This is a genomic window from Leisingera sp. ANG-Vp (assembly GCF_000813725.1).
Lineage (GTDB): Bacteria > Pseudomonadota > Alphaproteobacteria > Rhodobacterales > Rhodobacteraceae > Leisingera.
Genome location: NZ_JWLD01000038.1, coordinates 21454 through 32799 on the forward strand (window position 1 = coordinate 21454; position 11346 = coordinate 32799).

Annotated in this window: 12 protein-coding genes, 1 other RNA gene and 1 pseudogene; 5 read left to right on the forward strand and 9 right to left on the reverse strand. The window is 64.1% G+C overall.

The window, feature by feature from the left end:
* Positions 1–117: 117 nt before the first annotated feature.
* Both hisN and RA20_RS13405 read right to left on the reverse strand, forming a co-directional pair.
* Positions 118–909: a histidinol-phosphatase gene (hisN, locus tag RA20_RS13400; RefSeq protein WP_039129565.1), complete on the reverse strand. Its 792-nt coding sequence runs from the start codon at positions 907–909 to the stop codon at positions 118–120.
* 117 nt (positions 910–1026) lie between these two features.
* Positions 1027–1398 (reverse strand): helix-turn-helix domain-containing protein, encoded by a 372-nt coding sequence (locus RA20_RS13405; RefSeq protein WP_039129567.1) that lies wholly within the window; start codon positions 1396–1398, stop codon positions 1027–1029.
* A 353-nt stretch (positions 1399–1751) separates the two neighbouring features.
* Here RA20_RS13405 and RA20_RS13410 point away from each other — a divergent pair, with 353 nt between their 5' ends.
* Complete coding sequence (locus RA20_RS13410; protein ID WP_039129569.1) at positions 1752–2717, forward strand: NADPH:quinone oxidoreductase family protein; 966 nt, start codon at positions 1752–1754, stop codon at positions 2715–2717.
* Between the two features lie 225 nt (positions 2718–2942).
* Here the strand turns inward: RA20_RS13410 and RA20_RS13415 are convergent, their stop codons facing one another.
* Positions 2943–3824, reverse strand: a complete 882-nt coding sequence (locus RA20_RS13415) for a LysR family transcriptional regulator (protein WP_039129572.1) — start codon at positions 3822–3824, stop codon at positions 2943–2945.
* 125 nt (positions 3825–3949) lie between these two features.
* On the opposite strand from RA20_RS13415, the gene RA20_RS13420 reads away from it, so the two are divergent.
* The 3 genes from RA20_RS13420 to RA20_RS13430 all read left to right on the forward strand — a co-directional run bounded on the left by RA20_RS13420 (position 3950) and on the right by RA20_RS13430 (position 5703).
* Positions 3950–4171 carry a DUF1127 domain-containing protein gene (locus RA20_RS13420; protein ID WP_039129575.1) on the forward strand — a complete coding sequence of 74 codons (222 nt, stop codon included), beginning with the start codon at positions 3950–3952 and terminating at the stop codon, positions 4169–4171.
* A 196-nt stretch (positions 4172–4367) separates the two neighbouring features.
* On the forward strand, positions 4368–5141 hold the full coding sequence (locus tag RA20_RS13425) for a Bax inhibitor-1/YccA family protein (RefSeq protein WP_039129577.1): 774 nt from the start codon (positions 4368–4370) through the stop codon (positions 5139–5141).
* An 88-nt stretch (positions 5142–5229) separates the two neighbouring features.
* Positions 5230–5703, forward strand: a complete 474-nt coding sequence (locus tag RA20_RS13430; protein WP_039129580.1) for a GNAT family N-acetyltransferase — start codon at positions 5230–5232, stop codon at positions 5701–5703.
* A 28-nt stretch (positions 5704–5731) separates the two neighbouring features.
* Here RA20_RS13430 and RA20_RS13435 read toward each other — a convergent pair whose 3' ends face one another.
* Complete coding sequence (locus RA20_RS13435) at positions 5732–6052, reverse strand: hypothetical protein (RefSeq protein WP_039129583.1); 321 nt, start codon at positions 6050–6052, stop codon at positions 5732–5734.
* 317 nt (positions 6053–6369) lie between these two features.
* On the reverse strand, positions 6370–6537 hold the full coding sequence (rpmG, locus tag RA20_RS13440; RefSeq protein ID WP_008554190.1) for a 50S ribosomal protein L33: 168 nt from the start codon (positions 6535–6537) through the stop codon (positions 6370–6372).
* Positions 6538–7374: 837 nt separating this feature from the next.
* Here rpmG and RA20_RS26395 point away from each other — a divergent pair.
* A pseudogene (locus RA20_RS26395) lies at positions 7375–8226 on the forward strand (adenylate/guanylate cyclase domain-containing protein); the annotation flags it as partial.
* A gap of 134 nt (positions 8227–8360) precedes the next feature.
* On the opposite strand, the gene rnpB reads toward RA20_RS26395, so the two are convergent.
* The 4 genes from rnpB to RA20_RS13460 all read right to left on the reverse strand — a co-directional run.
* Positions 8361–8770: RNase P RNA component class A (gene rnpB, locus RA20_RS24695), an RNA gene on the reverse strand.
* Between the two features lie 132 nt (positions 8771–8902).
* Positions 8903–9580: an N-acetylmuramoyl-L-alanine amidase gene (locus RA20_RS13450; protein ID WP_039129593.1), complete on the reverse strand. Its 678-nt coding sequence runs from the start codon at positions 9578–9580 to the stop codon at positions 8903–8905.
* Entirely contained in the window at positions 9580–10353 is a 774-nt protein-coding gene (locus RA20_RS13455) for an excalibur calcium-binding domain-containing protein (RefSeq protein WP_039129596.1), read from the reverse strand. The genes RA20_RS13450 and RA20_RS13455 overlap by 1 nt, the downstream gene beginning before the upstream one ends.
* A gap of 40 nt (positions 10354–10393) precedes the next feature.
* A partial coding sequence (locus RA20_RS13460) for an amidase family protein (RefSeq protein ID WP_039129599.1) occupies positions 10394–11346 on the reverse strand: 953 nt, incomplete at its 5' end.

The following is an 11346-nucleotide window of genomic DNA, read 5'->3' on the forward strand; positions in this document are numbered from 1 at the left end:
GTCACACACTCCTTTTGGCAGCCCGCTTCGTAGGAATGTGTGATCAGCCGGCGGAAAACGGGCGAAGAACCGGCCTGCGGCATAAACTACAGACCAGCGCCGCCGGTTTCAAGCTGTTCAGGCCTGGCCTAGCAGCTCCAGCGCCGCCGCGTGGATGTCCGCATTGGCGGCGGCCAGGGCGCGGCCGCCATCGTGGGCCGGGTTGCCCTGCCAATCGGTGACGATGCCGCCCGCCGCCTGGATCAGCGCAATCGGCGCCTGGATGTCATAGGGGTTGAGGCCGGCCTCGATCACCAGATCCACCTGCCCCGCCGCAACCAGCGCATAGGCATAACAATCGGTGCCGTAACGGGTCAGCTTGGCCCGGGCAGCGACCCGTTCGAACCCGGCGCGCTCCTCAGGGGTGCCGACTTCCGGAAAAGTGGTGAACAGGATAGCCTCTTCCAGCACCGCAGTGGCGCGGGTCTGCAAGGGGCGTTCGCCAAGCGGTCCCGTCATGGAGGCGATCTCAGGCCCGCCGCAGAAACGCTCGCCGGTATAGGGCTGGTCGATCACCCCCAGGAAGGGGCCGGTATCATCTGCGAGTGCAATCAGCACCCCCCAGGTCGGGGTGCCGCTGATGAACCCGCGGGTGCCATCAATCGGATCCAGAACCCAGGTGCGGCCGGAGCTGCCCTGTTCGGTGCCGAACTCCTCCCCCAGGATGCCGTCATCCGGACGCAGCTCTGCCAGCACAGCCCGCATCGCCTGCTCAGCGGCGCGGTCGGCCACGGTGACCGGGTCGAACCCGTCTGCCAGCTTGTTCTCGGCGTTCAGGGATGCGGTGCGGAAATGCGGCAGGACGGCAGCGCGGGCTGCGTCTGCCATCCTGTGCGCAACATCAAGATCGGAAAATGCGGCCTGTGTCATACCTTTAGGGGTGCCACCCGGCCAAAAACAATGCAAGCGCAAATCCTGTTTCCAGCAGGATTTGCGCTTGCAATTGCGTTAGCAGGCGCCTGTCAGCTGTCAGGCGCCATTCGGGTTTCAAGCAGCGTCGCTCAGCACCCGTGCCAGTTCAAACAGGCGGCGGCGCTGGTTTTCCGGGATCGCATAATAAGAGCGCACCAAATCAAGCGCTTCCTTGTCGCCCATCAGGTCTTCCGGCACCGAGGCTTTTTCCGCCGGCGCCTTGCCTTCTTCCTGAAGCCCCTCGAAGAAGAAGCTCACCGGCACTTCAAGGGCATCGGAAATGTCCCAGAGCCGGGAGGCACTGACCCGGTTGGCACCGGTTTCATATTTCTGAATCTGCTGAAATTTGATGCCGACTTGCTCGGCGAGTTGCTGCTGCGTCATGCCGATCAGCCACCGGCGGTGGCGGATACGCTTTCCCACATGCACGTCAACGGGATGAGCCATGCGTTTCTCCTAGTCTCAAAAATCCGGCTGTAGCCCGGACCGCTGCATTCCATTACCAGTTCCGGCGAAGTCAAATCCGTGCCGGAAACAAGTTTCCCCATCAGAGCGATCTGAGCTCAACCTCTGCGCAAAAGTGTACAACCCTTGCGGTTGATTGCAAGACTGCCGTCGCCCGGTCTCAGGGCTGAAAGGTCAAGCGCATGATTTCACGCGGCATTTTTCCAAACGTTTTGTTGCCAAACAGCTGCCTATCGCGTACCTCCCCAGAAATAGCGAGGTGTGTTCCGCAGCATCCCCCCGCCAGTGTGCCCCTGCGAATCACGCTGATTCCCGCAAAAGGTGAGGAAATTATCATGAAAGTTTTCCAGGTTCCCGCCCCTGGCAGCGCACCGGTTCTGACAGAGGCCGCCTGCCCGGCGCCGGGCCCCGGCGAGGCCGCGGTTGCGCTGCGCGCCTGCGGGTTGAACTTTGCCGACTTGCTGATGATCAAGGGCAGCTACCAGGACACACCGGAGGCGCCCTTTACGCTTGGGCTGGAAGCCGCAGGCGTGGTGACGGCACTTGGAGACGGCGTCCAGGACTTTTCTGTCGGAGACCGCGTGGCGGTGTTCAGCGGGTCCGGCGGACTGGCCGAAGCCGGAGTGTTCGACTGTGCGCGGATGATCCGGATTCCGGACACGATGAGCTTTGAACATGCGGCCGCGATGCAGATTGCCTATGGCACCAGCCACATGGCGCTGGACCATTGCGCGCGGCTGCAGCCCGGGGAGACGCTGCTGGTGACTGGGGCGGCAGGCGGCGTCGGGCTGACCGCGGTGGAGATCGGCAAGCTGATGGGGGCAACAGTGATCGCACAGGCCCGCGGCCGGGATAAGCTGGACGTTGCTGCGGCAGCAGGAGCGGATCACCTGATTGATGCGGAGCAGGATCTGCGCAGCACAGTTAAGAGCCTGGGCGGAGCTGATGTAATCTATGATGCCGTAGGCGGCGACGTCTGGAAAGCAGCCTTCCGGTCTGCCAATCCGGGCGGCCGCCTTCTGCCGGTTGGCTTTGCTGGCGGTGAAATCCCCCAGATCCCGGCCAACCACCTGCTGGTGAAGAACCTGACGGTGATCGGATTTTATCTCGGCGGGTACATGAAGTTCCGTCCGGAGGCCGTGCGGAACTCTTTTGAGACCTTGTTTGCCTGGCACGGCGAGGGCCGCATCAAGCCGCATATCAGCCACAGCCTGCCGCTGGAGCAGGCTGCGGATGGGCTGGAGCTTCTGCGCAGCCGTAAATCCACCGGCAAAGTGGTGATTGCCATGGGCGGCCGCTGACCGCTGCAGCGGTTCCGGCGGCGCTCCCGCCCATCGCTGGCGCATTTTGAAATGCGCCGCTCTCGTTGGGCCAGGCTCAGCGCCAGCGGCGCTGAGCCTGGCCCAAGGCCGCCAAGGGTGGTCTGGCGCAGCCAGGGCATCCTGCGGGCGCGGGAGCACTCCGCCTGCCCAAGACACGATGGCCCGTAACTGGCGCTGCCACCGCAGGACCTGCCGTCCGGGTGTTCAGCTGGCGGCACGCAGGGGCACCGGACGCATCGCGGCAAACCCCTGCCGGATCAATGCGGCCAGCTCTTCGACATAAGGCGCCCGCACTTTTTCACCGCCGTAGAGATTGATGTGCTGCACCGGCAGCTCCGGCAGGGAACCGCCATGGTCGATCAGCTCCTGATGCGGCGGCTGGGTGCCTTCAAGCAGCACTCCGACCGCCAGATCAGCACTCACCGTCGCCTCCACTGTGCGGTCGGAATCGCTGTCCAGCGCCATCTCCCAGGCAGCGCCTTCCGCATCCAGCGCTGCGGTGGCCTCCGTGCGGAAGATGCATTTGCGGCAGAACCCCAGCCGCAGCGGCCGCTGCCGCCAGGCGGAGCCGTTCACCGCGCCGACCCAGCGCAGCGGCATCTGGTGGATGGTCTCGCTGCCCTCGCCTGCCCCTGTTTCGGTGGTCAGGATCAAATCCATCCTGCCCCGCGCGAACTCCGCTTTCAGCTCGCGGGTGTTGGAGGTGCACAGATTGACATTCACCCGCGGGAAGCTGGCATTGAAGCGCTGCATCACCTGCGGGATCACCGGATGCACCACGTCATGCGGCACCCCGAGGATCACCTCGCCTTCAAAGGCCTGATCGGTGAGCCGGGCGATCACCTCGTCATTCATCGCCACCATGCGGCGGGCGTAGGCCAGAAGCTGCTCGCCCGACGCGGTCAGCGCGATGCCGCGCCCGGAGCGGTCCAGAAGGTCCAGCCCCAGCAGTTCCTCCAGCCGTTTCAGTTGCATCGAGACCGCTGACTGAGTGAGATGCAGGAAGCCTGCTGCCCGGGTCACCCCGCCATGGTCCGCCACCGCCACAAAGGAGCGGAGCGTGGTGATATCAAGATTTCTAACCATCACGACACCTGATGAGTTCTATCAAAAACATTCGTTTTGAAAATATGCCACACACCTCCATATTCATCAACAGAAATGATCACCCGAAAGGGAACCATCACAAACTTAACTGAAGGATCCACGCCATGACCTATCTGACCTCCTCCCGCTCCGCCCATTGCGCCGCTGCCAAGCCGCGCCTCGCACTGACTGCCCGCATCGGCCTGCATCTGGCAGCCTGGCGCCAGCGCCGCCAGCTCGCAAAACTGGACGCACGGGCGCTGGAAGACATCGGCGTGACCCGCAGCGAAGCCGAAACCGAATCCCGCCGCAGCTTCTGGAGCGCGCCGGATCACTGGAGCTGCTGATCCCGAAAGGCGCCTCAGCCGCCAGGAATTGGGACGGGCCGCCCTGCCGCGGCCCGTTTACCTGTTTTTCCTCTAAATCTTTGCTTGAAATACTTGAACCAAAGCGCGCTTCCCCCGATATTTACCAGGAAAGCTGCCGGCCGCGGCCCTGTTCGCGCGCCAGCAGATAGGGAGTAGATTACGGAGACCATTGCAGATGGCACAATTCGACACCATCCGGTCTGCCGCCGGCGCCCGCGCCGCGCAGATTGATGAGGGCCTGCGCGCCCATATGAACAAAGTCTACGGCACCATGTCCGTGGGCCTGCTGATCACCGCTCTGGCGGCCTGGGCCATTGCCGGCCTGTCGATCACCTCGGTTCCGAACGAGTATCAGATCGGCGCTGACCGCTACCTGACCGAGCTTGGCTATACGCTTTATGTGTCGCCGGTCAAATTCGTGCTGATGCTGTCGCCGCTGGCCTTCATCTTCTTTGGCTGGGGCGCCCTGATGCGCCGCGGCAGCGCGGCGGTTGTGCAGCTGGGCTTCCTGGCGTTTGCGGCGGTCATGGGCATTTCCATGGGCACCGTGTTCATGATCTACACGCCCTACTCGATCGCCCAGACCTTCCTGGTGACCGCAATCGCCTTCGCCGGCCTGTCGCTGTTTGGCTATACCACCAAGAAAGACCTGAGCGGCATGGGCACCTTCCTGATGATGGGCGTCATCGGCCTCATCGTCGCGATGGTCGTGAACATGTTCCTGCAGTCGCCGGCCATGATGTTTGCAATTTCCGCGATCGGCGTTCTGATCTTTGCAGGCCTCACCGCCTTCTACACGCAGGACATCAAGAACACCTATGTCGCGATGGCGACCCATGGCGATCAGGAATGGCTGGACAAAGCAGCCTATGACGGCGCCCTGAGCCTCTACATCAGCTTCCTGAACATGTTCCAGTTCCTGCTGATGTTCATGGGCCAGCAAGAATAACCCGGCTCAAATCGGGAACATTTCGAGGGGCCGGCCATAGCGACCGGCCCCTTTTCATTTGAACAACAATAACAAGAAGGAATATCCCATGAAGGTTATCGAAATTCCCGCTCCCGAGGCCCGGCGCCTGCTGCCGCTTCTGCAGGATCTGCACGCATTGCACGCTGCCTATCAGCCAGAGCGCCATATTCCCGAGCCCGGCAGCGAGGAACTGGCAAGCTGGCTGCAGGGATGGCTGGGGGAAGACAACGTCTTTGCCCTTGCCGCTGAAAGCCCGCAGGGCAGCCTGCTGGGCTACGTGATTTTCGAAATCCAGGACCGCCCCGCCCTGCCCATCCGAGCGGCCGAAACCCGTGCCATGCTGCACCATATCTCGGTGACCGAGGCCTGGCGCCGCATGGGCGTTGGCAAGGCGCTTCTGGAGGCGATGAGGACCCGGGCACTGCAAGCAGGTGCCACGGTGGTTGCGGCCACCTATGCCCCGTTCAACACGGCCTCTGCTGCGTTGATGAAGGGGCTGGGGATGGAGCCCGTCCTCACAATGGCAGAATGGCGGGCCTAAGGCTCAAACCATGGCCGGCGGTCGGCACTCAGGACGCAGCCGCAGTACAGTCCAGACCCGCGGAAATGGCAATTGTGCCGCGCTGGCTGGCCACCTCCCTCACCTCTCCATCCGCACGGCAGCCTGATGCCCCGGTTACCAATTCGAGGAATTCGGTTTCGGAAATCTCCGGCAGGCTGGGCACCACGCTGTTTTCCGGAACGCTCAGCACCGCCATCCCGGCGCTGCCGGAACGGACAAGGCACAGGGTCAGCTCGCGCCCTTGAAGCTGTACCACCTTGTCAATCACTGCACGGCCCGCAGGCTCAGCCGCAACGGCCGGCGCCGGTGCAGTTTCCGGAACCTGCAAAGGTCCCGCTTCCACAGAGGGCGGCGGCGGGACCGCCGCTCCGGCACTAAATGAACTCGAAACCGGTGCCCCGGCTGCAGCAACCGCCGCCGCAAACAAAAAGACTCTCACAGCACATCCACCCATACATTCTTTAACCCACAGACTTCAGCATAGGCGGCAAATACGGCACAAAAGTGCCCGGCTTGCTCAGGGGCGCGGGAAACCCGGCCGCATTTTAATCGATTGCCATATGCCCGGCCGCAGATTCCTGTGCTGCAAAAGAAAACGGGCCGCGGCTGGCGCGACCCGTTTCAAAACTGTACCGAAAGCAAGGCTTACTTGATTTTGCCTTCTTTGTACTCGACGTGCTTGCGCACAACCGGGTCGTATTTGCGCACAACCATTTTCTCGGTCATGGTGCGTGCGTTTTTCTTGGTCACATAGAAGTGGCCGGTGCCCGCGCTCGAGTTCAGGCGGATCTTGATGGTGGTCGGCTTCGCCATGGTGCTTCTCCTGCGTCCGAAAAGGCAGGGGCCTCTCGGTAAATTCCTATCTGAAGCCCGGCTTTTACCCGCCCTGCGCCCCAAGTCAACAGCCAAATCGCTTGGAAGCCGTTCCGGGCGGCCAATTCTGCTGCTCTACGCGGCAGAACCGGAGTTTTCCGCAGCCTTTCCGCTTGGGAGGCGGGAATTCGTAGCTTTGCTGCAGGTTTGCCCCATTTCAATAGCTGACCAGCCGCGCCACAGCCGAAGGCCGTTCCGATGCCTGAGCACGGGGAATCCAGCAACACCGGGAACCAGCCGAATCTCCTGGTGCGCGCGGTCGCCGGGCTGGCGGTCTCGCTGCGGCACAAGCTGCTGACCGCCTTTCTGACCGGGACCGGCCTGGTGGTTGCGCTTGCGCTTCTGGGGCTGCAAGCGCTGCTGCAGGCAAACGAACGGACCCGGCAGCTGATCCGCGACCAGCAGCAGATCGCAGCCTATAACCGGTTCTATCAAAGCGCCGGCGATGCCCTGCTGTTTGCCATGGCCAGCAAGTCCGAAACCCCTGACCGGATGGGTGTTCCGTCAGCCCAGACGCTGAACGAAGTCAATGATCTTATGGTGATCATTGCCCGCTACGCCGTGCAGGTCGAACGGCAGGACCTGCCCAGGGATCCCCGGCTTTCCGGTTTGCAGGAGACAGCACAGCGCCTGCGCCCGGTCACCCTTGCCCTATCCAAGGCGCGCCAGTCCCGCGATGCCGCCGCTGTTTCGGAAATCGTCGAGAAGCAGTTCACCCCGCTTGTGCTGAGACTGCAGCGCGATGCCTATACAATCGCCAAGGACATCGAAGGGCGGATGAACCTGCGCGCGCAGGAGACCGCCCGGGCCTACGTGCGCGCCCGCGCCCTGGTTATCGGGGCAAGCGCGGCAGCCGTGCTGCTGTCGCTGCTGGCAGGCTATGCGATCTCCTCCTCCGTGCTTTGGCCGGTGGAGCAGATCGGCCGCACTCTGAGCGCGGTCGCCTCAGGCCGTTTCACCGCCCGGGCAGACGTGCCGAACCGGGATGAGTTTGGCGGGCTGGCGCGGAATGTGAACAGCATGAGCCGGGAACTGGGCGCGCTTTATGAGGAGGTCAACGCGCAGAAGGAGGAGCTGCAATCCTGGAACAGCCAGCTGGAGCGCAAGGTCGCGCATCAGGTCGCCGAGCTGGAGCGGACCAACCGGCTGCGCCGGTTCCTGCCCGAACCGGTGGCGGCGATGATCGTGAATGCGGGCAGCGGCAGCACGCTGCTGAACAGCCAGCGCCGCACCGTGACGGTTCTGTTTGCGGACCTGCGCGGCTTCACCGCCTTTGCCAGCACCGTTGCTCCGGAACAGGTAATTGCCGCGCTCAACGCCTTTCACCAGGCCGCGGGCCCGCTGATCGAAGACGCCGGCGGCACGCTGGAACGGTTTCTGGGCGACGGCCTGCTGGTGCTGTTCAATGCGCCGCTGCCCTGCGAGGACCCGGCCGGGCAGGCGCTGGCCCTGGCGGAGCAGATGCAAGCGGGTTTTCCGGCCGCCGTGCGGCCATTCCAGAGCGGCAGCAGCCGGATCGGCCTTGGGATCGGGATTGCCACCGGCGAAGCGACGCTGGGCCAGATCGGCTTTGAAGGGCGGCTGGACTATGCCGCCATTGGCGCGGCTCCGAATTTGGCGGCAAGGCTCTGCAGCAAGGCAGGCAGCGGGCAGATCCTGGTTTGCGAAGCAACGGCCCGGGCCATAGGCGCAGGCCTGCAGAAGGCCGGCGTCTTCGACCTGAAGGGCATTCCCGAACCGGCCACAGCCTATGAGCCGGCAAGACGCGCAGAAGGCCTGTAAGCCGGATCCTGTCCCCCCTGCCCCGTAAGGCAGGGCTCGATGGCCATTCATCTAGGCGGCGCATTGCTGCGCCGCTCAAGCTGCCAACCCGGTCCCTCTCGGCTGAAGCGAACCTAGCGGCGGTCTTCCGGCGAACCGGAACCTGCCCGCGCGGGGACCCTATTTGGCATTGCTCCCGGTGGGGCTTGCCGTGCCGCCCCTGTTGCCAGGGGCGCGGTGGGCTCTTACCCCACCGTTTCACCCTTACCAGCCCGGAGGCTGGCGGTCTGTTTTCTGTGGCGCTTTCCGTCGGGTTCCCCCGCCCGGGCGTTACCCGGCACCGCTGCTTCATGGAGTCCGGACTTTCCTCCCGCACGGGTCTCCCCGGGCCGGCGGCCATCCAGCCTTCTGCGCGACGGGAGGGGTAGGAACATTGGCGGGCGGCGTCAAGCGGATAGTGCTGCAGGGGCGCTGCCCCTCTTGGCCTCGCGGCCAATTCACCCCGGGGTATTTGAGACCAGAAAGAAGCCAGGCCCGCGGTCTTTCAGGCGAGGACCTGGAAATCTTCAGCCGTCAGCGGGCCGCGCGCCCAAGGGCGGAAACGAAGGCGCACAGCGGCAAGCAGCGTTTCATCATCAGAAGGGGCGGTGAACCCGGCCTTGGCGGCAGCTTGGCGGAACATCTCTGCCGACGGTCTTTGCGGCACCCCGGCGCTGCCGGCAGAAGCTGCCAGCCCTAGGCGCGCCAGCCGCGCCCAGTCGAACCGCGGGCCTGGGTCGGATTTGCGGCCGGGAGCCATGCAGGAGTGGCCGATCACATCAGAGGGCTTGATGCCCCAGCGCTGCATGATCCCCCGCATCAGATCTTCGAGCACTGCCATCTGCGGTGCGCTGAAGGGATGGGCGCCAAGGTTGTCGAGTTCAATGCCAATGGAGCGGGAGTTAATGTCATCCTTGCCGTGCCATTCCCCTGCCCCGGCGTGCCAGGCGCGTTTGTCTTCCGCCACCATTTGCCAAAGCGTGCCGTCTGCACCGATCAGGTAATGCGCGGACACCTCTGCCACGGGGTCGCAGAGCCGCTCGAGGGCAGCCTGTGCGCTGCCCATTGCCGTGTAGTGGAGAACAATCAGGGACGGTGCCAAACCGTCCCTGCGGGGCCCGGAATTCGGGCTGGGGTGCCAGAGGGCGCCCGGCTGATCAGGCTGGCGCTGATCCGGAGCCATCAGTTCTGAACGGCGAGCCGGTAAGGTGCCGGGTCCCAGCCGCAGGCAAAGCCGTCGCCATCCGGGTCCAGCGCCTTGCGGTCGCGCTGCGGGCCGCCCTGCTCGAGAAACGCCACCTGAGCCGCATCGGGCGAGGCGAATTCTGCACAGTTCTTCTGGTTGCGGGATTTCAGGTTGATGCCCGAGCGGCTGTAGAGCCGCACCCCCTTGGGATTGCTGGTGCTGAGCGCATAGCGGACGATATTGGGGCCTGTGCCTTCGGTTCTCTGCGGCACGGCCACCGGCTGCACCTGCTGGTACTGCGCTTTCTGGCGCTGCAGCCGTTCTGCATCGCTCTCGATCGACTGCCGGGAGGAGACCGCCTGGAAGTCGTTCTCGTCGGAAATGCCGGGATTCCCAGCCAGCTGCGGCGCCGGGTTGGAGGGGCTGGCCTGCAGCGGGGCGGTGCCGGAGTTCGTTTGCGACGCCGCCAGGGCCGCCGCTGCTTCGCGGGCGATATCCTCATCGCTGCCGGCTGCTTCTGCGGAACTGAACGTGCCCGCCGCAGCAACCGAACCGGGGCTGCGCGGCGCCGGCGCAACCCGGTAGGGTTCGCTGGACACCCGCGCCGGCGGCACCAGGGGCTCGCCAATGATCGTGGTCCCCACTTCCGGCGGCGGTGCAAAGGGATCGCCGTCGATGCCAACGCCGGCGGCGCTGTCGGGGACTTGCGGGGAACAGGCAGCCATAACCAGAAGGCTGCCTGCGGCGGCATAAGATGCGAAGACGCGCATGGGGTACCTGTCAGCTCTGCTCAATTGCTTGAGCAGAGGTTTACCACCATTGCTGCGGCTTGGCTACAAAACCTGCGGCATTCTCCAGCGCATAGGCAGTGTTCAGCAGATCGCCTTCTTCCCAGGGCTTGCCGATCAGCTGCAGGCCCAGCGGCAGGCCCTGGCCGTCCAGTCCCGCAGGCACCGCGATGCCCGGCAGGCCTGCCAGGTTCACGGTGACGGTGAAGACGTCGTTCAGGTACATTTGCACCGGGTCGGCCTCTGTCATCTCGCCCAGGCCAAAGGCCGCCGACGGGGTCGCCGGGGTCAGGATGGCGTCGACACCGGCGGCAAATACGTCCTCGAAGTCCTTTTTGATCAGGGTACGGACGCGGCGGGCGCGGTTGTAATAGGCGTCATAAAAGCCTGCCGACAGCACATAGGTGCCGATCATGACACGGCGCTGCACTTCGGAGCCGAAGCCTTCGGCGCGGGTCTTCTCGTACATCTCGGTGATGCCGTCGCCTGCTTCCAGCGCGGCGCGATGGCCGTAGCGGACGCCGTCGTAGCGGGCCAGGTTCGAGGAGGCTTCGGCCGGCGCGATCACGTAATAGGCAGGCAGCGCATACTTTGTGTGCGGCAGCGAGATGTCGACGATCTCGGCACCGGCGGCTTTCAGCATGTCGGCGCCTTCGGACCAGAGCTTTTCGATCTCGCCCGGCATGCCGTCCATGCGGTATTCCTTGGGGATACCGATTTTCTTGCCCTTGATGTCGCCGGTCAGCATCGCCTCAAAGTCCGGAACTGCCAGTTCGGCAGAAGTCGAATCCTTGGGGTCGTGGCCGCACATGGCCTCGAGCATGATGGCAGCGTCGCGCACCGATTTGGTCATCGGGCCGGCCTGGTCCAGCGAGGAGGCAAAGGCCACGATGCCCCAGCGCGAGCAGCGGCCGTAGGTGGGCTTGATGCCGACGGTGCCGGTGAAGGCAGCGGGCTGGCGGATCGAGCCGCCGG